Annotated in this window: 17 protein-coding genes and 5 pseudogenes; 7 read left to right on the forward strand and 15 right to left on the reverse strand. The window is 32.4% G+C overall.

Annotated elements, in window-relative coordinates; genetic code table 11:
- Positions 1 to 69 precede the first annotated feature (69 nt).
- Together AC0L0O_RS21095 and AC0L0O_RS21100 are read right to left on the reverse strand one after the other, a co-directional pair.
- Positions 70 to 294, reverse strand: coding sequence for a hypothetical protein (locus AC0L0O_RS21095; protein ID WP_473786058.1), 225 nt, complete (start codon positions 292 to 294; stop codon positions 70 to 72).
- Positions 295 to 1,199: 905 nt separating this feature from the next.
- The gene (locus tag AC0L0O_RS21100; protein WP_473786059.1) at positions 1,200 to 1,997 is read right to left on the reverse strand and encodes an alpha/beta fold hydrolase; all 798 of its coding nucleotides are present in this window, start codon (positions 1,995 to 1,997) and stop codon (positions 1,200 to 1,202) included.
- A 466-nt stretch (positions 1,998 to 2,463) separates the two neighbouring features.
- Between AC0L0O_RS21100 and AC0L0O_RS21105 the strand changes: the two genes are divergently transcribed.
- Both AC0L0O_RS21105 and AC0L0O_RS21110 read left to right on the forward strand, forming a co-directional pair.
- Positions 2,464 to 3,240: a C39 family peptidase gene (locus AC0L0O_RS21105; protein WP_473786060.1), complete on the forward strand. Its 777-nt coding sequence runs from the start codon at positions 2,464 to 2,466 to the stop codon at positions 3,238 to 3,240.
- Between the two features lie 321 nt (positions 3,241 to 3,561).
- A complete protein-coding gene (locus AC0L0O_RS21110; RefSeq protein ID WP_473786061.1) occupies positions 3,562 to 4,287 on the forward strand; it encodes a DUF421 domain-containing protein in 726 nt (241 codons plus the stop codon).
- Between the two features lie 1,041 nt (positions 4,288 to 5,328).
- On the opposite strand, the pseudogene AC0L0O_RS21115 reads toward AC0L0O_RS21110, so the two are convergent.
- From AC0L0O_RS21115 to AC0L0O_RS21140, 6 genes and pseudogenes are all read right to left on the reverse strand, one after another.
- Positions 5,329 to 5,958 (reverse strand): annotated as a pseudogene (locus tag AC0L0O_RS21115) (ZinT family metal-binding protein); the annotation flags it as partial.
- Between the two features lie 27 nt (positions 5,959 to 5,985).
- Positions 5,986 to 6,930: pseudogene (locus tag AC0L0O_RS21120) on the reverse strand (metal ABC transporter substrate-binding protein); the annotation flags it as partial.
- Between the two features lie 348 nt (positions 6,931 to 7,278).
- Positions 7,279 to 8,148, reverse strand: a complete 870-nt coding sequence (locus AC0L0O_RS21125; protein ID WP_473786062.1) for a DUF421 domain-containing protein — start codon at positions 8,146 to 8,148, stop codon at positions 7,279 to 7,281.
- A gap of 20 nt (positions 8,149 to 8,168) precedes the next feature.
- Positions 8,169 to 8,375, reverse strand: a complete 207-nt coding sequence (locus AC0L0O_RS21130; RefSeq protein ID WP_473786063.1) for a DUF1657 domain-containing protein — start codon at positions 8,373 to 8,375, stop codon at positions 8,169 to 8,171.
- A gap of 165 nt (positions 8,376 to 8,540) precedes the next feature.
- Positions 8,541 to 10,124 (reverse strand): bifunctional metallophosphatase/5'-nucleotidase, encoded by a 1,584-nt coding sequence (locus AC0L0O_RS21135; RefSeq protein WP_473786064.1) that lies wholly within the window; start codon positions 10,122 to 10,124, stop codon positions 8,541 to 8,543.
- Positions 10,125 to 10,246: 122 nt separating this feature from the next.
- Positions 10,247 to 11,309: pseudogene (locus tag AC0L0O_RS21140) on the reverse strand (MGDG synthase family glycosyltransferase).
- Positions 11,310 to 11,489: 180 nt separating this feature from the next.
- On the opposite strand from AC0L0O_RS21140, the pseudogene AC0L0O_RS21145 reads away from it, so the two are divergent.
- Positions 11,490 to 12,341: pseudogene (locus tag AC0L0O_RS21145) on the forward strand (metallophosphoesterase).
- A 214-nt stretch (positions 12,342 to 12,555) separates the two neighbouring features.
- Here AC0L0O_RS21145 and AC0L0O_RS21150 read toward each other — a convergent pair.
- Positions 12,556 to 15,504 (reverse strand): annotated as a pseudogene (locus tag AC0L0O_RS21150) (Tn3 family transposase).
- A gap of 42 nt (positions 15,505 to 15,546) precedes the next feature.
- Positions 15,547 to 16,092, reverse strand: coding sequence for a recombinase family protein (locus AC0L0O_RS21155; protein WP_473786065.1), 546 nt, complete (start codon positions 16,090 to 16,092; stop codon positions 15,547 to 15,549).
- Positions 16,093 to 16,405: 313 nt separating this feature from the next.
- On the opposite strand from AC0L0O_RS21155, the gene lgt reads away from it, so the two are divergent.
- Both lgt and AC0L0O_RS21165 read left to right on the forward strand, forming a co-directional pair.
- On the forward strand, positions 16,406 to 17,218 hold the full coding sequence (gene lgt / locus AC0L0O_RS21160) for a prolipoprotein diacylglyceryl transferase (protein ID WP_473786066.1): 813 nt from the start codon (positions 16,406 to 16,408) through the stop codon (positions 17,216 to 17,218).
- Between the two features lie 32 nt (positions 17,219 to 17,250).
- Positions 17,251 to 17,622 (forward strand): YidH family protein, encoded by a 372-nt coding sequence (locus AC0L0O_RS21165; protein ID WP_473786067.1) that lies wholly within the window; start codon positions 17,251 to 17,253, stop codon positions 17,620 to 17,622.
- Between the two features lie 210 nt (positions 17,623 to 17,832).
- Here the strand turns inward: AC0L0O_RS21165 and AC0L0O_RS21170 are convergent, their stop codons facing one another.
- Positions 17,833 to 18,525, reverse strand: a complete 693-nt coding sequence (locus tag AC0L0O_RS21170; protein ID WP_473786068.1) for a DUF1295 domain-containing protein — start codon at positions 18,523 to 18,525, stop codon at positions 17,833 to 17,835.
- A gap of 141 nt (positions 18,526 to 18,666) precedes the next feature.
- Here AC0L0O_RS21170 and AC0L0O_RS21175 point away from each other — a divergent pair, with 141 nt between their 5' ends.
- The gene (locus AC0L0O_RS21175; protein ID WP_473786069.1) at positions 18,667 to 19,281 is read left to right on the forward strand and encodes a TetR/AcrR family transcriptional regulator; all 615 of its coding nucleotides are present in this window, start codon (positions 18,667 to 18,669) and stop codon (positions 19,279 to 19,281) included.
- A 520-nt stretch (positions 19,282 to 19,801) separates the two neighbouring features.
- Positions 19,802 to 20,431: a hypothetical protein gene (locus AC0L0O_RS21180; RefSeq protein WP_473786070.1), complete on the forward strand. Its 630-nt coding sequence runs from the start codon at positions 19,802 to 19,804 to the stop codon at positions 20,429 to 20,431.
- A gap of 165 nt (positions 20,432 to 20,596) precedes the next feature.
- On the opposite strand, the gene AC0L0O_RS21185 is transcribed toward AC0L0O_RS21180, so the two are convergent.
- The 4 genes from AC0L0O_RS21185 to AC0L0O_RS21200 form a co-directional block, all read right to left on the reverse strand.
- Positions 20,597 to 20,950 carry a hypothetical protein gene (locus AC0L0O_RS21185; RefSeq protein WP_473786127.1) on the reverse strand — a complete coding sequence of 118 codons (354 nt, stop codon included), beginning with the start codon at positions 20,948 to 20,950 and terminating at the stop codon, positions 20,597 to 20,599.
- A complete protein-coding gene (locus AC0L0O_RS21190) occupies positions 20,860 to 21,051 on the reverse strand; it encodes a hypothetical protein (protein WP_473786130.1) in 192 nt (63 codons plus the stop codon). The genes AC0L0O_RS21185 and AC0L0O_RS21190 overlap by 91 nt, the downstream gene beginning before the upstream one ends.
- 86 nt (positions 21,052 to 21,137) lie before the next feature.
- Positions 21,138 to 21,557, reverse strand: coding sequence for a universal stress protein (locus AC0L0O_RS21195; RefSeq protein WP_473786071.1), 420 nt, complete (start codon positions 21,555 to 21,557; stop codon positions 21,138 to 21,140).
- A gap of 22 nt (positions 21,558 to 21,579) precedes the next feature.
- Positions 21,580 to 23,043, reverse strand: coding sequence for a SulP family inorganic anion transporter (locus tag AC0L0O_RS21200; RefSeq protein WP_473786072.1), 1,464 nt, complete (start codon positions 23,041 to 23,043; stop codon positions 21,580 to 21,582).
- Between the last annotated feature and the right edge of the window lie 28 nt (positions 23,044 to 23,071).

Below are 23,071 nucleotides of genomic sequence, written 5' to 3' on the forward strand. Positions count from 1 at the left end.
AAACTCAATATTCGTTCTGAACCACATTCCATGATTGGAGGAGCAGTTAGGCTTTTGTTAGCTGCTCTTTTAACTTTTTGGATGGCCATACACTTCTGTATAATCCCAATGTCCTTTACACTCAGTTGAATTAGGCGCCATTTTGAAGTCTGTTAAACTTACTGATACACACTCTTTTAAATTAGAACAAATAGGAAAATACATATTCCAATAACACTCTGTGTAGCTACAAGTTAATTCTTGATTACCTTGCACTTGAGCAACCTTCATAAATAATTCTTCAAATTCATCCATATCTATTCCTCCTCAGTGAATAAATTCCCAAATCATGTATATAATATAGCTACACTTAATTATTGAACTTCCTAATTTAAGCTTTAAATGAATAAAATTCTAAATATTTTCTGATACTATGGAAGAATTTAAAAGGTGGCTTTAAATTCTTCTCACTCTAGCTCTCTTGGTCGAGAGGCGGGCAGTTAGCTTTTGCTAACTGCTTTTTTATTTCTTTCCTGTTCTTGCTTCTTAAAGAACTCTTTAATTGTCTTTTCCGAATAGTACACATTCTTTGTTTCTCCATGAATAAAATCTATAACTTGGCATATAATATCTACGCATCTAGATTATTACCTTTGTATCGAGCAGTTAGACTGGGCTAACTGCTCTTTTATTTGTGAAAAAATGAAAGTTTTTATTTAGTTTCACTGTTATCATTCACACTAGTACTAGTACCGCTAAGACATTAAAAAATCAACATAAATATCACAATTTCACCAAAATTTATAATTAATTTTCACAATATACAAAATGTTATATTTTTATCTTTTTTCTATTAACTGTTACTATTAAAAGTCAACAGCCCCATAAAAAGCAGCTAGCCGGTTCCTTATTTTACAGGAAATCGGCTAATCTGTTTTAATACGTACAATTCTCTTTTTTGGATATGGTGACCCAAATTAGTTTTTCGACATCTCCACTTGTTAATTTTTTATTTATCTTCTTTTAACTCATACCTTAATTGTCCATTAGTACATGGGTTGCTTTATTCATCTTCAATTTCCGAAAATCCCCTGTTTCCACGATTTTATTTCCAATTGATCTACTGTTCATTATAATTTTTCAAGTTAGAAACAAAACTCATCCCGTTAACCTTTTTGAAAATATTAATTTTAAACCCCTTTTAGATTTGAGATAATACTTTATGATTTAAGAACTTCTTTAGACACCTTAGAATGCGTACAAACAAACTGCTCAATCATTTGATTTAACTCTGTAGCCGCTTTTGTTGGTATTTGATGTTTTGCACCCGTAATAAATCTTAATTCATTACATGGCAATTCTTCATGTAGTAAGTTTGCATGACTATAAAAAATTTTGTCATTTTTTCCATAAACCAATAACATAGGTAGATGAATGCCTTTAAGGCGATTGGTACAATTATAGTGCAAACTATAGCGATAATATTGTTCGATATTTTTTGCATTACCTTTCCGAGCTTCTCGAAACATTCTTTTAAATAATTTTTTTGTATTAGAATTTCCCCACGAAATGGCAAATGCTAAAAATGAAATTGCTCTTGCTTTCGCCAATTGGACACCTAGAGAAATCTTGTTTTTTAAGTACCCTTTACGCACTTCTGACATTCCACCTATTAAAATTCCCCCTAAACTATTTTCGGGATATGTTAATAAAAATTCCAAGGCAACTGAGCTTCCTGTTGAATACCCACATACAAAAGACTTTTTTATTTCCAAGTGGTCCAGTAAACTCTTCATATCTTTAGCAATTAGTGAATACGTAATTGGCTGACTTGAACTCTGACTGTTCCCATGTCCTCTGACATCAAAAGCGATTACTTTAAAATTTCTAGATAATTCTTCTATCTGATATTCAAAATTTTCACAGGTAAGTGTAGGTGGGTGTATAAAAATGATAGGAGTCCCTTCTCCTTTTACTATGTAGTAAAGACTACATCCCTCTACCTCTAACTTTGGCATGTATTGAATCACCCCAACAATTTATAATCTCTTAATAAAATTCTACTGATTTCATAAGTATTTTACTCTTAATAATTTGTATAAAAAGAAAGAAATATACTTACTTCCTATTTTGTAAAAGGATTCAATATTCATTTCTCTCTTTACAAAACATAAAATGTTCAAAAAGTTCATTTTGATTAACGAAACATGTTAGACAGATATATACCCAGTTCATTAGTCATTTTGAGAATAAAGCTTTTAATACTTTTTATTCCTGCATAGCTCTCCTCAACTCGCTTATACTATAACTGTAACTTGAAGTCACAAATTATTGATCGGTGCGCGTGGGCTTCCTTTTTACTACACGTAAGTATTTGGAATTTGCCATATAAAATGAAGCTTATTAAACATTCTTTACCTCTAAAAAATATCGAATAATAGAATATTATGGTATTAAGTAAGTACTATTAAAAAGGTGAATGATATGAAAAGATTTCTAACTTTGTATGTCTTAGTTTTAATTTTAACGGGATGTTCAGAAAAAACACCCTCTCTTAAAAAGAATGAATTACAAGTTAAACAAAAAGATAATAAATTGATTCAAAATACAACACATTCATTTCCAAAAAATAAATCTTTACAACCATCTCCCACTTCAGCCACTAAAAAAATCATTTTAGATGTGCCGCTTATATCACAAAAGCCAGAATTAAAATATGGATGCGAAGTTACAAGCTTAGCGATGGTATTACAGCATGCAGGTATTAAAGTTAATAAAATGGATTTAGCTAAAGAGATAAAAAAAGATCCTACTCCACTGTCTACAAATAAAAGTGGAGACATTATTCAATGGGGAGATCCTAAAGAAGGTTTTGTCGGAGATATAACTGGGAAAAATAAGGGATACGCTGTCCACGTTCAACCGTTACAAGAATTAATGGAACGTTATCTACCAAATCGCACAGTAAACTTAACAGGAAAAACTTTTAATACTGTGTTAGCTCAAATTAAGCTCGGTAAACCTGTGGTAGTATGGACTACAGGAGATTATCGCCTTCCAGATAGATGGGAGTCTTGGAAACATGATGACAAAAAAATTACAGCTCCTTTGGATTTACACGCTGTTGTTATTGTAGGGTTAGAGGACAAATACATTTATATCAATGACCCATTAACTGTGAAAAAAGCACATAAAGTGAGCCAAGATATCTTCATTGAATCGTGGGAAGCATTAGGGAAACAAGCATTATCCTATCGCTAATGCAATTTCATTAAATAGTTAATACTTCCTTTAGGTGCACCTTGTCTATACAAAAAATAAAAAATACTCATTAAATCCACTTTCGTTTCGCATACTATTTCTAATGTCATTTATACTACGTTTGTAAATCAAGGTTACAAATCATTGCTGTAAGTGTGGGCTTGTAAGATGTAATAAAGCAGTTAGTTCCATTTACTAATTGCTTTATTGCACAAAAGTAAGATTATTCATTTTTAGCTACAGATCACTATTTTCAAGTATATATGCTCTGTTATAACAGTAGCACAAACACAATTACAAGTTTTCTAAAGAGGTGTAATTATGATTGATTTTTTAAAAGAAATATCACTAGTACTATTAAGAATAATCACCATCTTACCTTTATTGCTATTTGTCACTCTATTTATGGGGAAACGAGCAATTGGTGAATTACCTATATTCGACTTTCTCATTATTATTACATTAGGTGCTGTTGTTGGCGCTGATATAGCTGATCCTAGTATTAAGCATTTTCCAACGGTAATAACTATCATTGCAATGGGTATTCTCCAAAAAAGTGTTGCTAGTTGGAAAATATCAAATCGAAAATTGGATAAATTGCTTACCTTCGAACCAACAATTGTTATTCAAGATGGAAAAATTCTCGATAAGAATCTAAAAAAGATACGTTATTCTATTGATAATATTTTACAAATGTTAAGAGAAAAAAACGTATTTGATATTAATGATGTTGAAACAGCAATCATTGAAGCAAATGGTGCATTAAGTGTATTAAAAAAGCCTTCAAAAAATACAATTACACTTGAAGATATTAAAATACAAAACAAAATGTCTGCTATTTCCTTCCCTATTATCTTAGAAGGAAAAGTTTGTTTGAATATTTTAGAAAAGTTACATATAAACGAAGAATGGCTAAACCAACAATTGTCAGATCAAGGCGTTAATAATATAAATGATATCTTTTTTGCTACAGTAAATTACAACCTTGATTTGTATGTTTCTTTGCGAAATGAAAAGAATATAACAATTCCACCAATAGTACATTAATCAATTTATATGCCAGCTAGAATGCACGCTAATTTTTCAAAAATACATAAAAACTAATCACTAAGTTCTGTAATTTAACATTCCGTTAACATAATTTGCTGAACATTGTTTGTAGCTAAATTCTCTAAATCATTCTGTACATTACATCTCTAACTGAAAGTATTGATTTTCAGTGTTAAATATCTAAATGCCCCGTAATAAACCACATGATTGTTTCGTATTGATAGAATATTCACACTTATAATCATGATGTAAAATGTTCCAAAATTTCATATTGATCAACAAAACATTGTAAACACTTTGAACAAATATAATTTTTTCATGACCACTCCCTTTTTGAATAAAGCTGTTATTAAGTCTTATTCCTACATAACTCTTCCAATTTCTTTTATACTATAATTGAAACTTTAAGTTAGAATTCACTGTTTTCAAGCGCTAATTATTTTTATACAATAAGTTGTTATCAAATTGCTTTAACTACTTTAATGTACAAAATGATGTGTTTGTTTAGGTTAGTTTTCTTGCATATCAGAATAATATTCCCCCCCCTGTTCATACTATCACTGTAACTTTCACTTACAAAATATTTCTGTAAGCGCAGTGTTTCTTTTGTACAACGAGCAGTTAGTTTATTAACTAGTTGCTCTGTTGGATAGTTAGATAGGTAACTTTTGTAAGAAAACAAAAAGTTACTTTCTATAGGAATTCAAAATACACAAATGTTCTGTCATATCATTTACGATGGATGCTATTAGTTAGATTCTAATTACTCTACAATTGCTAAAGTGATTGAATATAAAAGAATAATTTGCAGCATTCCAAGCGTAAATGATACATCTGGAATAAACTTAATAACAGAGTAAATAAAAAAGCGTGTTTTAAAAATTGTTATTAAAACACGCTCTTACTATCGTTAAATATTTAGTTATTTTATACTTCTAATCTCATTAAATCATTTGTTACTATAAAAAATATAATTCTAGATTGATAATCTTTGAATTTTATATATTGCTCAAAGAAGTAATTATCGTGACCCCTAATTTAATGCGCCATCATCTCGTGCGCAATATCATGTCCATTCATATCCGATGGGTAGTAGGTAGGCCAGTGTATAACTTCATCGAATAAAGCTTCACGATTGTCACCCCAATACAAGTGGTAGTGATTAGCTTTATTCGGATAAATACCATGATCACTAAATTGAATATACTGAGGAACTCCTTCTGTTTTATCTGCTAGTTTAAATATGTATCTTACACCTCTATTCCCTGCATCATATGTCAAAATTTTGTATCCATCATAGATATACTTGCCAGAATATTCTTCTTTGTTTTTGTAGAATGTTACAGTATCTCCTTGAATCACGATACGGTTCACATCTGTTTGATATCCTTCATTATAATACTCCTTATATTCTTTGGCTGACATTTTACCTTTATGTTTCGCTTTGTGAGCAAATACCTCATCAAGCGTTCCATCTTGTAAATACGGATATACAGATTGCCAGTCTCCTTTCCAATCGGAAAGTGGTCGATCCTTCACTTGATTGTCTTCAAAATATCCTTCAAAAATTCTTTCTGTTGATTTATCATGAGCATGACTATGGTTATGACTGTGATCGTGTTCATTTTCATGTGTATGACTTTCAGTTGTTTGCTCTTGCTTTTCAGAAGGTTTTTCTGCAACTGATGCGAATTGTGTTGCTTCTTTTAAAGTATTCACGTTTTCTTCCATTAAAGTGAAGTAATCTTTATTGCTCTTCGCATCGTCTTCAGAAATAGTAGCAAGGTGATTTAAGCGTAAAATTTTTGTACCAGTTTCTTTCTGAATAACTGATGCTACTTTTGGAGTAGAAAATGTTTCGAATAAAATGTATTTTAGACCGTATTCTTTAACTGTTTTTGTAATTTCAGCAAGCTTTTTTTGAGATGGTTCATCAGAAGCTGAAATCCCAGCAATAGGAATTTGTTTTAAACCATAGCGTTGTTCCCAGTAGCCATAGGCTGCATTGGAAACTAAAATTTCTTTCGTTTTTGCATTTGCTACAACAGCTTTAAATCGATCGTCTAAATCTGTAAATTTAGTTTGAAGTGCTGCAAAATTCTTTTCGAATTCTTGTTTATAATCAGGCTGTAATTCTACAAGAGCATTTTTGATTTTTTCAGCTTGTTTCATCGCTAGTATAGGATCTAACCACACGTGTGGGTCTTTATCGTGATGATGTTCATCTTCTTTATGTCCATCTCCATGATCATGATGTTCATCTTCGGTTGCTGCGCGCAGTTCGATGCCTTTTGATGCATTTACAATTTTAACATTTTCTTTTTGTAATGTTTTTTCCATTTTTTCAGCAAACGGTTCTAATTCTACACCGTTATAAATGAATAAATCGGCTTTCGCAATTTTCACTGTTTGTTTTTGGCTTGGTTCAAATGTATGAGAATCTGCACCAGGAGGGTAAATTGCTTCAATATTTACATAGTCTCCACCAATTTTTTTTGCGAAATCAGCAAGTGGGAAAATAGTTGTATAAACAGAAAGTTTCTCATCTTTTTTTACTGCACTTTCTTTTTTATTAGAACATCCAGCATAAATTAAAGTGAAAATAAGTAGGAATGAAAACATAGTTAATTTTTTTGGCATGAAATTCTCCTCTTTTCTTTTTTACAAGTTTATTTCCTCCAATTCTATGAAGAAAATATCGCTTTGACGCAAAGCGTAATGATTACGTTTTATCTCGCGAACCTAGTATAATACATCTTTTCGAAATTCGCAATAAATAATAATCATTACGATTTATGTTTGTTATCAACTTAAGAAACTGGTAGTTTCCCAAAACGCAGAAAATGAGTTAAATTCTCATAAATAACTGTAAAGCAATAAAATTTTCATTTTGGGTGACACTTCAAAATATTAGCGTGATGTGCATGCGGTACCCTCCCTATATATTTTTTCATTCACTAAAATATAAAAAGAAGACAGCCTACCTTTTTATTCCTTTAAAAGGTAGGCTGTCTTCTTTAAAATAGCTTCAATTTGTTGTGCATTTTTAGCATACATTTCACTTGCCTTTTTTGATTTTGTTTCTAAAGAAAATAGCTCAAAATCAGCATGACATTTTTTTAAAGATGCCAATAATAAAGGTTTGTTTTGAGGAGAATGCATTTGGAGTTTGTCATTGTAAATGTCTATAGTGAGTTGCCCGTATGAGTCAATTTGACCGAGAAACACATTTTCTATGACAACGCCGAGTTTTTCTAATTCAGAATGTAACCAAGAGCGGTTATGCCCACTTGCGGAAAGAGGTTCATCTAGTACATTTCCATCCATAATAACAGTTTGTGGTTCTTTTTCATTTGGCACTTTTAAACCGAGATCTTTTGCAGTAAGTGGTTGAGAATCTTTCTTTAATAACACATTTAATTCTCCGCTCGGTTCTAAGACAGCAAATTCAACTTCAGCTATACTGAATGCACCATTACCTCTAAGAAGTTCGAGTAACTCATCACTTGTATATTTTTCTTTCTTTAAATTATCTTCAAGTACTTTGCCATCCTTTATTAAAACTGTAGACTTCCCTTCAAAAAAATCTCGAGCCGTTTTATTTTTTAAAGAAAGAATTCCGACAAAAAAAGGTACCAATGCGAAAGTAAGTATGGCAAAGACGCCGTGGAAAAACTTTTGGTCTAGCCCTGTAGATACTTGAGCCGCGATACTACCAATTGTCATTCCCGCTATGTACTCAAAAAAGGAAAGGTGAGAAATTTGCCTTTTTCCTAAACATTTTGTGATAGTGAATAAAACAATTAATATGAATACAGAGCGGAGAATAACAAGCGTCCATTCGGGTAGGTGAGACATAGTCATTTCCTCCAATCTACTTAACACCCTTTATATTGAGGTTCTTCACGTTCTAATATTGAAACTCTATCCTTTAAATCAGAGATGACACTGTCCATTTCTAATATACATTCATGGAATACGCATTTTGCTTCATCGTCTGTAGAATTTAGCGAAAGAGAGCTTAAGCTTGCTTGAGCTCCCCTTTTACTAGCAAGGAAAGTTTTTACACTAGCGATGACAGTCATACAAACACTCCTTATCCTTTCGGTTAGAATAGCAATGCACCAATCAAGCCGAAAATAATAACTGCTGATACAACGACGAAATTAAAAGCGTTAAAAAAACAAGATAATGCAAAATTAAATTAAATGATGGGGGAAGCCTATCTTTTTTGGTTTTATTAGAATTGTTTATTTGATAACTTTCCAATTACAGTTAATTGTCGCTTTAATTGTTCCACGTTCTAATATGTAATTCGCGATAAGTTCAGACATATCAATTGGTATGTCTTTTATGATGGGTTTATTTAGGTACATAGAATAATTTCCGCCACCACTTGCGCGATAATTATTCATGACTACGTCATATTCTTGATTAAGTTGAATGGGATATCCTTCATATTGTAGGAAAACGACTCTTTCACCAATTGGCTTTGAAATATTTAATATGTACGAAATTCCTTCCCACATATCGTAATTATAATGCTGTGGTTTTGGTTCGGTATAAGCAGGATTTACAATAATATTCCCATCTATATGTAACGTGAAATATTCAGCAGATAGCTCAAGGGCTTCTTTTATATCTCTTCCTGTAATTCTTATGACCTTTAAAGTATTTGGATAAATATAATTAGAAACAATATCTCTCATTGTAATGTGTTTTGGAAAGCCAGAAGATTCATTATGAAATAGGCTTGTACAAGAGATATTGACTTCAGCTACTTCCATCTGCACTTTATTTATAAATTCGATAAAAGGATGGTCTTGTAAACGTGTTTGCATTGCATCATAAATCAACATATCTCCTATAATTGTACCGATAGGCTGATCTAACCATTCTTGTGTTTGTTTTTCATAAATGGATACGAGTGATAAGACTGTTTTATCTGCTGGAGTGCTTTGGACAGATAACAGTTCTGAATGGCAGTCCTTAATCAACCATCGATCTTTATTTTTTTGTAGTTTTACATGAATTTTCCCTAATGAATGACCGTTACAACCGGTTTGCAAAACTGTCACATTATTTACTTTTGTATTAGAAATATAGCGGTGTTGATGTCCAGTTAATAGTATATCGATTCCTTCTATTTCTTGACACATTGCATATCCCTGATTTTCTCCTGTTAAAATTTCAGTCGGTTCTCCAGTTTGTAAGTCTCGCTCAAAGCCGCCGTGATATGCTACGATTAGTAAATGTGGTTGTTCCTTTTCACGAATGTAGAGAACCCATTTTTTTGTTGACTCTAGCGCATTTTCAAATAGTAAATCTTTAATATGGTTTGGTTGCTCCCAATTTGGGATGTAATGTGTTGTAACTCCCAAGATAGCGACTTTTATATTAGGGGGTATGTGTTTAATGACATAGGGTTTGCCGAAATAAGGATACTTTGTATGTCTACTTATAATATTTGCGGCTAGATAAGGCATATTCGCATTTAATACAAATTTGTTTAATACATCCATTCCATAGTTGAACTCGTGATTTCCGATAACGCCCGCATCATAATCAATGTAATTCGCGATAAGTGACATTGGGTTGTTTGTATGCTGCATATATTTAGCGTAGAAATAGGTGAATGGAGTTCCTTGTATAAAATCACCGTTATCGATCATAATTACATGTTCGTGCTGGTTACGCTCTTGTGTGATACGTGTTACAAGTTTGGCTAATCCTATTTCTGCTGGTTCGTTATTTCGATACTGAATTGGATAAACTGTACCGTGTATATCGCTTGTTAGTAGAATGTTTATATGAACAATATGGTTCTTATTCAAGCTTATCAACCTTCTTTTTTTGTTATCTTAAACAATCTGAAATCATTCCTAACTCTTCTTTAAAGAAAAAATAGCTCTAAAAAAATGATGCATACCAAAAAAATAATTTTAGTACACTAGCTTTACTCTTTCGTTATTAATTCTTTTATAATTTGTGAAGGTTCTTTATTGATAAGCTGTTGATGATATTTTGTTATACGTTCCTGATAACGTTGAAGCTGATTTTCGTTTTGAAAAAATGACTGCAATTGCTTGTCGAGCCTGCTTCTTTCATTCTCCCATTTGTTTAAATGAAAGATCACCCCTAACTTTTTGAGTTGTTGCAAATTAATTTCCTCTTGTCCAGGTAATACATGATAAATAAAAATAGGTATCCTTTTAAATAAACTTTCACTTATTGTTACTCCTCCGGGTTTTGTAACAATTGCATCTACTTGATCATAGAGTTTGTTCATTTTTTCCACATAGCACATAAAATTGAATTTTTGTTTCCGTTCCTATTTTGTAAATTAAATCTTCTATTGCACCAACTCCCAAACTTCCACCAGTAATTAAAACTGACCATGAAGAAGAAGTGGCGGTATTCATTATATTTTCTTTTGTTTTTTTTATTTTTTTATGAATAGGAATTCCTGTGAAAAAGATCTGCTCATCGTTTACGCCCTTCTTTTTTAAAAAGTCCCTCATATGATGAGACGGTACAAAATGACAATCAATATGTTCAATGCCCCAACAATTATGAATGAAATAATCTGTATATACATTTATAACTGGTGTTTTCAGTTCACCTTTTTCTTTTAAATAATTTAATATATATGAAGGTAAAGCATGAGTGCAAATAATCAGATCCGGTTGTTTATCTCTTATTAATCTTCTCATGAATGGTGCGAACAGAAGTTCATATAATCGATAACGTTTCTTCTCGTCGACATTTTTGTAGACAGAGTTTTGGTATATCCAATTATAAAAACCAGGGCATACTTTAATCCATTTTAAATAAACATTTGAAACCAATGCTTCTATGCTTCCGTAACTATACGAGAGAATATCCACTTGATCACATTTTATATCGATTTGATCCTTTTGTATTCCTTCCATTAATGCATGTGCAACTTGGTGATGGCCTGATGGAATCTGCAAAAATGGAAAAAACAAGATGGTCTTTTGTGTTGAATTTTGTTTCATAAATCACCTCTTGAGGTAAACTTGACGATATGTTTTTTCATTAACTTTTTTTATTATGTAGCACTTCTCCATTTCTATTCTGGCAACCATTTAGAATAAATTATTCTAAATCTTGTTCCATAAATTACATACAAAATGAATAGATTTTTCATGTATAATTTTTATAAAAGGAGTGATGTAATGAAAATTTTATTACTATCTATTTTATTTATTGCTCTCTTCTATCTATTCAAAAAAGCTAACAAAAACACGACTGATGTTGTGACAAATAGAGTTCAAATAAATCAAAAAAACATTCACGAAGATGATTCGATACTAAATATTCTCCACCTTTCTGATATGCATCTTGAAAACATCTCCATTTCCTCAGCTCAGCTTTATGAAAAACTAAAAGATGAATCAATTGATTTGATTGCACTTACTGGAGATTTCCTTGACCGTAAACGTACAATTCCTAATCTTGCTCCATATTTAGAGGTATTAAATCAATTACAGGCAAAGTATGGCATATACGCTGTTTTCGGTAACCATGATTATGTATTACATGAAAAAGATTTACAAAGATTAAAGGAAACACTTGAACAATATAACTGTAAAGTACTGCAAAATGAAAATTATGTCATTTAAGTTCAAGGTAAACGTGTAAATATTATTGGTATTGATGACTTTAGTACGAAACGTAGTGATCTTACAACTTCTTATAAAGAGATTAAGCAAGGTTTGAATTTGGTACTAACTCATGATCCAAATATCGTTCTTCATATGAAGGAATATCATTTTGACTATTTACTAGCTGGTCATTTCCATGGTGGGCAAATTTGTTATCCAAAAGCCTATCACCTTGCGAAAATGGGTAAGCTTGCAAGGATGAATATTATCAAAGGACTTCATACGCAAGATGGAAAACCTTTTTATATTAATGAGGGACTTGGTCAAACAGGAGTAAATATTCGAGTTGGAAGTAGACCAGAAATTACATTGCATCAACTATCAATATCAACAGTTACAATTGAAGAACAACACGCAATATAAAGTATAAAAGCTGTTAACGGACCTCGTTAACAGCTTTTATACTTTAATCATTTTGAATATAGAATTAAAAACCTTATAATCTTTTCAACAAAAGTAATTAACATTTTCTTTTAGCAATTTCATCTTGAGATTCACAATTAGGGGTTCAGCCGAGATACGTGTAAAAATGGGTCATAGACTGGTTTTTATTTCCATGTTATGACCCATTTATCTTTTATACAGGTATATTCTCTTCTATTGGTTGTGGAATGTTTTGTAAATCAATCACATAATCGCCAAAACGTTTTATATGTTTCGTCATATATGGACTTAACATCACCAGATCTTCTCGTGAGAATCGATAACCTTCTCTTTTGAGTTGCCATAAAATCATGGTAATATCAACGACATTTTGAAAAATGACTGCATTGGCAACGAGATCATTATATTTAATACGTTTTTCTTGTTCTACTGGATCATTTTCAGTAATAATCCCATCCCCACCAAAGAATAACCACTTTGAAAAACCATTATATGCTTCCACTTTATTTGTACTAGCTGTAATTTGCTCTCTCAATTTCATATCTGAGATATATTTAAGAAGAAATATCGTTCGAATGACTCTGCCTAGCTCTCGAAATGCTTGGTACAGTCGATTCTTTTTACTATCACTTCTCAGTTTTCTGAGAAGAGTTGAGGGTAGTATCTTTCCAGCTTTTATAGACAAAACAACTTGAAATAACTCTTGCCAATGAGTCTCAATTAACTTCCAATCGATTACATCACTAAATAAAGGATCTATATGTTTATATTGAATATGTTTGCTTGGTCTAAAGAATTTTAAGTCTTTCCAATTCCTAATTCTAGGCATTAAATTGATTCCTAATAGATAAGAAAGTGCAAAGACAGGAGTAGACTAGCCTTGTGTATCAGCATGAATCGTATCAGGTTGGATATCTGACTTATTTTTTAGCAATCCATCAATAATATAAACAGCTTCCCAAACCCCACAGGGGATAAAATGGCTAAATAAAGCAATATAATTATCCGAAACATGATGATAAGCTATTCCTCCATAGCCCCCATATCTGATGTGGTATTCTGACAGTAAGTTTTCTTCATATAAATCGTATTTTGTTCCATCAGCGGCGGCTGTTTTTCCACTCCCCCATAGTTTTGGAAGGCTAAAGAGGTTGTATTGATTTAAAATGTCTTGAATTGAGGCATCTAATTTTTGGACACTGATATGTCTACGATTCACAAAAGAAATCATATGAGGTGTTACTATATTTCGCATATGTTTAGCGGTTTGGGCTGGCCCTAAATTACAGCCATATCCAAATGAAGTAATAATATAACGTTCAATTGGATGCTCTAATTTAGGTTCAGATCCTGAAAATGGGCCGAAATGTCTTGTACAATGAGTCCAGTGTTCAACGTTACAAAGTATATCAAGAATCGTTCGTTCCGGTAGTCGTTGTATAATTTCTTTTTCTAACATTTTACTACTCTTGGAAGACTCTTTTCGTACCAAACGTTTCAGGATTGGTTCTCCATCTTCAGTTATGATAACTTGTCCATTATTAGGATAGTTTAGGTCAACAGTTTTTGCAGCGGATGTTAGCCAAATTTTTAACCGATTAACAAAATCAGTAGGTGAGGAAGGTAATTCTAGTTCATTACAATAATCTTCAACCATCGGTTGGCATTCTTCCCATGGAAGTAATTGTTGTCTATAATCAGCATATTTCTCAGAACCTTTTACACTAAGGTCTCCCGTCTTTAATTCAGAGGCTAAATAAGAAAATATACAGATTTCAAGACGTTTACGGTAAAGTAAATTTGTGCTTTTTTCAACGCGAATTGTATGTTTCCACTGTTCACTGGCGAATGATAAATCAATATCACTAGGTAGATGTTCAACCTTACGGTTTTCGTTCTCTAATAAAAATTCCAGGGCATTTATGAGGGAATCGTCTTGAGTTGTTGAGTCAATTTCTAATAATGTGATGAGCCGAAATAATGTTTTTCTATGATTCTTATAGAATTTTTCTAAAAGTGGTAGATAATTATTTCCGTTGTATGAGGATATTGCTGTACAGTCCTGTTTTAAAAATTCTATACCACCTTTAGCTTCAAATAGCTCAGTAATTTTGCTGCCAATTTGTGTATTATCATCATGCATAGCTGTTGCTTCTAAAACTTCACTCAGTACAGAAATAAGATTTTCACTTATGGAACGATGTTGCTCCCTCAAAAGAGCAAGTTCTTCTTTTCCTTTTTTATGAATGATTCCCATCCTTTTTAGAAACATTTCTACAAGGTTATCCCTAGTTGTAATTTGTGACCGATAAATAGTTGATAACAACAGCATATATCTTTTGTGAGGAGCGAAGTCCTTTATTTCTGAAGCATCTAAAGAATTCGCTTCAGCAGCAAAGTGCTTCAATTTAGAAATTGGAATGCCTTCTAATAAATCATGAATGTTTGGAAGGAAAGACGTAATAAATGAAAGTCTGTTTTGTAAATCTTTCATATGAGTAATAGAAAGGCTTTTGGGAACTTCTTTAAAATAATTATAACCAGAATGTTGAGTTTCTTTTGACGTATGAAGTAATTGATCGAGTTTATCTTTTTCTATATTAGACAAACGGGCGAGAATTGTATTACAAAGACGATTATTAACCAGCGTTCTCACTCGACGTGCAAGCCGATCTAGTGTACTGAATGCTGGTAATTCATAACGTTCCTTAATTAATTCTTCAATAGAAACATTAATAAGGTCAGCGGGGTTATCCATCACTTGAGATGCTTTATATATGGCATTAGTAGCAATATGTAAAGCATCCTTCCCAAAGGGCAATACTTGCAAATGCTCACGAATTGCTTTCTGGTGTCGATATATGGACTTTGTTCGGAAGTTTGGTTCGGTTTCATTTGATATACGCAAACTCGAACGGATATGATGAATTATCACAGATGGAATATCTTTTGGACGTGGAAAATAACCTAGTCGTTAGAAAGACTTTAGCATAACTAAAAGGCTAAAGACCGGAATAGTTCCACGTGCTACTCTATGGGCAAATTGGTTCTCCTCATATGTGACGGTATAAATCTCTTTCAGCTCTTTTCGAGTTAAGTTTTGTTTAAACCTTGGATAGGCTGTACGTTCAATTGAGGTCAATGTAATTCCTCCTACTATACTAAAATCAAAACTATATGTATTTTACTGTTGCATCTTACGGTACAAAGTCATTCTCGAGATACCAGCTTTCTCGGCGGCATCTGTACGGCTCATACCTTGATTAATAAGATATAAAGCGTAATCTACCTTTTCCTCATCGGTTTTTGGTCTTCCAGGATGTTTCCCTCGTTTCCTTGCAGCCTCAATCCCTTCTTTTGTCCGTTCAGAAGTTAAATCTCGTTCAAATTGAGCAATACCAGCGAAAATAGTAAACAACATTTTCCCATGTGCTGTTGTTGTATCGAGCCATGATTCCCTTAGACTTTTCAAGTGTGCTCCTTTTTGAGAAATTTGTTCCGTAATTTCAATGAGATCTTTTGTAGAACGTGATAATCGAGTTAAATCGGTTACAACGACTGTATCTTCTGGACGAAGAAATTCCAGCATACTATTTAATTCCGGCCGGTTTCGTTTTGTACCGGTTACTTTTTCGAAGAAAATACGGTCGCATTCAAATTCTTCAAGCTGTTTCTTTTGACGATCTAAATTTTGATCTAATGTAGAAACACGCATATAACCAAACTTCATATTTATCATCCCCTTCACCGACTATTGTATCAAAAACGATTAAATGGAGATATTGTTACAAATAATATTGTTACATATTTTTGTTACACTCAGTATGCAAGTTAATTAGACTAAAAGTTTATTAATAATGACCGTAACAAAAATGGTCGTTTTTGTTACAACGTAACGATAATTAATGCTCTCATAATATCATTTGTAATTTAATACGGATAATAGAAAAGGTGGTTTATATGTTGATAAGGTTCAATGTTATAATAAACATAATATTATGTATATATTGTTATACATTTTAAATAAAAGGGGGCATTTTTCAATGACAGAACAAATTAAACCCTTAGATCCTATTGCAATTCACTTAGGACCCATTGCTGTACATTGGTATGGAGTTATTATTGGTATAGGAGCTATATTAGGGTTTATCTTAGCAACTCGTGAAGGAAAAAAACGTGGGATACCTTCAGATGTATTTTACGACTTAATCTTTTTAGCTTTACCTATTTCAATTATTTCAGCACGAATATATTATGTAATCTTTGAATGGAATTATTATAAGGAAAATCCAGTTGAAATTTTTGCGATTTGGCATGGTGGAATTGCAATTCATGGCGGTATTATAGGAGCTGTATTAACAACTATATGGTTTACAAGAAAACGAAATCTTTCTTTTTGGAAAATCGCTGATATTTTAGCCCCAAGCTTACTTTTAGGGCAAGCAATTGGGCGTTGGGGAAACTTTATGAATCAAGAAGCTCATGGAGGAGTTGTATCTAAAAGATTTTTAGAGTCGTTACATTTACCAGATTTTATTATCAATCAAATGAATATAAATGGTACATATTATCATCCAACTTTTTTATACGAGTCTGTCTGGAATATTACAGGTGTGATTGTATTACTCGTATTAAGAAAAGTTGATTTGAAACGAGGAGAAATTTTTCTCACTTATTTATTATGGTATTCTATAGGAAGATTTTTTGTAGAAGGCTTACGTACGGATAGTCTCATGTTAACATCCCATATAAGAATAGCTCAATTAGTCTCAATTGGGTGCATACTTTGTAGTATTCTTATTGTGTGGTATAGACGTAAAAAAGGATATGCACATCTACACTATACTGCTGATTAATGGAGTGAGTCGATGTAATGGAGCAACACAAAGTGAAGTCAAAAGTCCTTGAAACAGTGGATTCAAAATATATTCAGCAACATTTAGCTAATGAAAGAACTTATCTAGCTTGGTTACGTACTGCAATTGCTATTGCTGGTTTAGGATTTCTTGTAGCTAATCTTCATTTAGCTGTTCGAAAAGAGCTTTCCTCATTACATAATAAGATTGCTATTGGAATAGGAATTGGATCCGTTATTGCTGGAATAAGTATTATTGTTATTGCAACCTTACAATATCTCATTAAACGTCAAAACATTAACTCACAAACGTTCCGAGCACATACCACATTAATTGTATGGTTATCACTCTTAGTTATTGCAGTTATTTTAGCTATTTCATCTTATTTTTTACTAATTATATAACAGAATATTACCAACTACGATTTAAAAGCTAAATAAAAAGCAATTTCCTGTTACTAGGAAATTGCTTTTTTATTTAGCTTAGGTTTTATGTCATTCGATTGGCTGTACCCCGTAAAGTGGATATACACTCGACTATGATTTTTCTGTTTTTTGTCAGTTCTTCTGAATCATGTATATATACAAATCCCCTTGTTACAATTGCGGGGCCTCTTAATAGAAGAAAGGAATAAATGTTTTTGTTTTTTCACGGTAATGTTTGAAATCATCGCCATACTTCTCAGCAAGGTACTTATCCAGCATCGGAATATTGTAGAACGCGAAAAAACAGAACAACCATAGTGGCACGAGCAATGCCCACGCGTTCCATGCGACGAGTGCCATCGCAAGCACCCACAATACATCGCCAAAATAGTTAATATGGATCGAATAGCGGAAATAGCCACCTGTGTACAGTTTTCCTTTATGTTCAGGATTTTGTTTCCATTGATAACGAAGCCATTCGGCATGCGAATTAAAAAGCGATCCTATGAAAAAGATTACAACAAATACAATATCCCATATGTTCAAAGATTTATTATGGGTCAAACTGAGAAGAGGAATAACGATATAATACAACGAAAAAGCCAATGGAATACTAAACGCCTCCTGCCATGGCATAGATCTTTTTAATAGAAAAAACATCGTAAATTTCATCCGAATGAAAACGATTAAAATAAGGATGAATAGAAGCAAATTCCTTTCTGAGTCACCATTTGTTAAGTTCCAATGAAATCCAGCATTTAAAACCTCCACGCCATCAAAAAAAAGCAGCCAGCCGGCAATTGCTAAAATAATCGTTTCTAGCGTAAATAAGGTAAGGCGAGGATACCAATAGCCCGTGTTTTGATTGTACAGAGTTTTCATGTTGCACCTCCTTGTTTTGAAATAACTTAACAACACATTTCAAAATTTATTATATCTCAATTTCACTCGATATGTTATATAATTTTGAAATTTGACATCATGATAGTTTAAAAATAAAGTTGAATAGTGGAGGGAGCGCAATTGAATGGATTTGAGAGACGAACAGAACAGAAGAAGCAACTTATACTAACCGTAACGAAAGAGAAGCTGAACCAAGACAAGTTTCATACAGAAACGATTAAAGAGATAGCCAAGGAAGCAAAAGTATCTCAAGTTTCCATTTACAATTATTTTGGGAGCAAGGATGAGCTACTATTTGAAGTTATCGTCGAAATGATGAAGGAACAGTTAAAGAGATATGAGCATTTATTAGAAGACCAGATGCAGATACCTTATCCAAAGCTCATGTATACAATAATGATTGAGGAAATGGAATTTGTTAAGATCATTAATGACTATATGAAGCAATCTGCTGATTTGATTGCGATGCAGGAGAGAGTGGATTGTTTTCTGGAGATGAAGTTCATTCCGTTTCTACTGAAGCTTATTCAGCGTGGGATGGAAGAGGAGTATATAGTAGAGGACTTGACGGAAGATGAACTTATTTTTTATTTCCACATGTACCAGAAAGCAATGAACCAATTCCAAAAAACTGACTGTTCTAATCATACTGTTATTTCCGAAGAACGCTTTATTCAATTTTTCTTCAAAGGTCTTATGGGAGATATACGAAATGCTAAAATAGAAAAGAGGTAATTACAGCACCGATTAAACTGGTATCCACACGCTATGCATCCTTTTCAAAGTGTCCAGTGTATAGGTACCAGTTTAAAATTTCGCCCCAAAAAACAGATATGGAAATAAAATTCAGACTGTGACTCATTTTTATACCTACCTCGGCTGAACCCCTTAAGCGCCTAGATATATTTCTATTCATTATACGTAAAAAAACAGTTCTTTTGTACTAGAATTGTTTTTTGTATGTAATTTAGTTATTACAGCAACTCGAACTCGTATTTTTAAATGTAGTCATATCAAGAATATTATAAAATAATAAGTAAACATTAAAAGACTCCTTATATATAAGGAGTCTTTTAAAAGGATACAATCCCTTTAGGTAGATAGTGATGGGTATCTATTATAACATATTTTTTTAATAAAAGATGAGCAATACAAAATTAGAATTAGTTAGTTATGTTACAGCAGTTATATGTGAATGAACATAGGATTTAAGTTGGAAAATATGATAAAATTTACCGTTGAGGGGGAGAGAGATTTGAGAGTTTTTATTTATATTGCTTTAGTATCATGTACTTGTATGTTAATAAATTCGTTGGTTTTGCAGAAGAAATTTTCATATAAAAAATATGATGTTTTTTTTGCTATTATAATGATAGGACTATGCATAATCTTTATAATTTATAGCTTTTATGCTGTTGATATTTCTATCGGTAGGCAATTATGGTACATAGGATTGTTTATATTAATTGGAGTTTTAACGGGTACTCTTATAAGTTTAGCTTGGAATCTGGGAAAAAGACAAGATAGATATAAAATTCATGTTTTTGGTCATATGCTAGGTTTTTTAGGATGTGGAATACAAGCTGTAGCTTACTTTTATATAGAATATCAATGGCATTTTTTTAATATGGAAATATTTGTTTCTTTTTTCTTGATTTTATTAACTATATTATTTGTTTGTATCGCAGTATTCTTTCATCGGATTTTTTTTATGTGTGTTGCAAGTATTCCAGGTTTTTTAACAACGCAACATGTCTCTATGTTTTGGGTTATTATAAGTAATAGTTTGTTGGTAATGGGAGCATTGCTTATGACTACAGAATATAAAAAGAAAAGACGGATAGATAAGCGTGTGGAGTATTTTAGAGGAAAAGGTTTTTCATAAGGTTTTAGTTTTAAAAAGAAATTCAGTGAGAATCTCGATCTGAAGACTAACAGACTATATAGGGGCGAGGAACCAGCGTATGGTAATTTTAATAGATTTATAGCTTTGGTACTGGTGAAATTAATATTGCTAATCCTGGTAGATACCCTTGTTTCTTATATGGACTCACGATACCAAATCATACGTTAAGAGACATCTGTCCATAAAACTATATAAAAATGGACTTAACACCTCTACAAGGGTTTGTTTTATTTGCGCCCAATTTACAATACCTTCACTCAGTAAAGTAGAAATACAATAAAATACAATATTTCCCATTTTGTTAACTAGTTCTTCGGATTCACGCATATATATAAATCCTCTAGTAACAATCGATGGAGAAGATACTAATTTCTTTTGTTTGCAATCTAAATTCAGACTTATAATAATTATTCCTTCTTCCGATAGTATCCTGCGATCACGTAATACAATGTTTCCAAATAATTTTGTTTCAGAAAATTTAAACCCAGAATCAATAATAAAAATCTCATCGTTGTATTCAACAACATCATGTTTTTTCCGATTTCTCCAAGTCCACCTAAAGCAAAAATCTTTGTTTTCCCAACTTGTAATTTCTCCATGTTCCAACTCCTTTATATCTAAATATAAAAATTCCTGATTTTGAAAGAACAGTCTTCAAAATCAGGAACAGTATGAATGTTATATGTTATTTCACAATCAACACAGGATATTTTACCCTTTTTACTACTTTGTGGCTTACACTCCCTAATACCATCTCTTGTAAGGCATTAAGTCCACGACTCCCTAACACGACTAAATCAAAACTCCCTTTATTCGCATAATCTACAATTGTTGGTCCAGGTTCTCCGTGTAAGATTTTAATTTCGTAAGACACACCTTGCGATAGCAACTTTTCTTCAATGGGCAAGAGTCTCTTACGGCGTGACAACTCTAATTCTTCTTTTCCTTGTGCATAAAGAACTTCGTCCTTTGCTTTTGAAAAATCAACCACAAATACAACTTCAACTTTACAATCCTTTATTAAAGAAGCAATTTTGACTGCTTCTTGTGTTGCACGTAAGGAATGCTCAGAGCCATCGACAGCTAATAGTATTTTTTTATACATGGTTTTCACTCCTAATACTGGATTAATGAGCTGAAAGTTTTCTATTCGGATTATTATATACAGCTAATTTTTCTACGAGTTTTTTACTAGAAGAATTTAAATTCTGTATAGTAACGATGTTACTGTTTTCACGATATTTAATAACTACCTTATCAATAGCCCCGACTGCTGAATCATCCCAAACATGGGTATTTGAGAAGTCAATAATAATACTTCTGTTTTTAACATTGAAATCAAATGCATCTACAAAACTTTCTACTGATGCAAAGAATAATTGACCTTCTACATCAAATGTTATATAGGAGTCAATTTGTCGTTTCACTACTTGTATCTTTGAAATTTTAGCAACAAAGAATATTGCACTTAATAAAACACCAGCAATTACACCTTTAGATAAATCGTGCGTTGCAACTACGATAATAACGGTCACTAACATAACTACTGCATCGCTTTTTGGTGCTTTTACTAAATAAGAAAATGAAGACCAATCAAATGTACCAATTGATACCATAATCATAATTCCTACTAGAACAGGCATTGGAATTTGTACAACTAAATCTCCTAATACAATGATGAGAAACATTAAAAATAGTCCTGCGATCAGCGTAGACAGTCTACCACGTCCGCCTGATTTTACATTGATTACAGATTGCCCAATCATTGCACAACCTGCCATACCACCAAAGAAACCATTGATAATATTGGCGATTCCTTGTCCTCTTGATTCTTGGTTTTTATTGCTATCGGTTCCTGTCATATCATCTACGATAGATGCTGTTAGTAAAGACTCTAATAACCCTACAATTGCTAAAGCGATTGAATATGGGAAAATAATTTGCAGCGTCTCAAAGGTAAATGGTACGTCTGGAATAAAGAACGATGGTAATGTTCTTGTAATCGCTCCTAAGTCACCGACTGTTCGTAAGTCTAGATGCATAAAAATTGTAACAGCTGTTAATAATACAATCGCTATTAACGGAGCTGGAATGGATTTAATAAATCGCGGTACAATATAGACAATAGCTAATGTAATTGCAACAAATACATATGTTAGATTGGAAATGCCAATAAAGTGTGGTACTTGAGCCATAAAAATTAAAATTGCTAACGCATTAACAAAACCAATCATGACAGCACGTGGAATAAATTTCATTAATCGTGCTACTTTAAATATCCCAAAAATAATTTGTATAACACCAGTCAAAATTGTGGCTGCTAATAAATAATTCAGCCCATGTTCTTTAACTAAAGGAACCATAAGCAATGCCATCGCACCTGTTGCCGCTGAAATCATTCCAGGACGACCACCTACAAAGGCAATAATAACTGCAATACAAAAAGATGCATATAATCCTACCATTGGATCTACACCCGCAATAATGGAAAATGCAATTGCCTCTGGAATTAATGCTAGTGCAACTACAATCCCCGCGAGGATATCTGCTCTAACATTAGAAAACCATTCTGTTTTTAATTTTTCTACCACTGTTTTATACACCTCATATCATTTATTT

The sequence above is a fragment of the Bacillus sp. GS3m_15504 genome (assembly GCF_055825275.1).

Coding starts and splice junctions, on each gene's coding strand:
- AC0L0O_RS21110 (WP_473786061.1), top strand. CDS start 3,562: ATGATTGATTTTTTAAAAGAAATATCACTAGTACTATTAAGAATAATC.
- AC0L0O_RS21155 (WP_473786065.1), bottom strand. CDS start 16,092: ATGAAGTTTGGTTATATGCGTGTTTCTACATTAGATCAAAATTTAGAT.
- AC0L0O_RS21095 (WP_473786058.1), bottom strand. CDS start 294: ATGGATGAATTTGAAGAATTATTTATGAAGGTTGCTCAAGTGCAAGGT.
- AC0L0O_RS21190 (WP_473786130.1), bottom strand. CDS start 21,051: ATGGAGAAATTACAAGTTGGGAAAACAAAGATTTTTGCTTTAGGTGGA.
- AC0L0O_RS21130 (WP_473786063.1), bottom strand. CDS start 8,375: ATGACTGTCATCGCTAGTGTAAAAACTTTCCTTGCTAGTAAAAGGGGA.
- AC0L0O_RS21125 (WP_473786062.1), bottom strand. CDS start 8,148: ATGTCTCACCTACCCGAATGGACGCTTGTTATTCTCCGCTCTGTATTC.
- AC0L0O_RS21105 (WP_473786060.1), top strand. CDS start 2,464: ATGAAAAGATTTCTAACTTTGTATGTCTTAGTTTTAATTTTAACGGGA.
- AC0L0O_RS21195 (WP_473786071.1), bottom strand. CDS start 21,557: ATGTATAAAAAAATACTATTAGCTGTCGATGGCTCTGAGCATTCCTTA.
- AC0L0O_RS21100 (WP_473786059.1), bottom strand. CDS start 1,997: ATGCCAAAGTTAGAGGTAGAGGGATGTAGTCTTTACTACATAGTAAAA.
- AC0L0O_RS21170 (WP_473786068.1), bottom strand. CDS start 18,525: ATGAAAACTCTGTACAATCAAAACACGGGCTATTGGTATCCTCGCCTT.
- lgt (WP_473786066.1), top strand. CDS start 16,406: ATGACAGAACAAATTAAACCCTTAGATCCTATTGCAATTCACTTAGGA.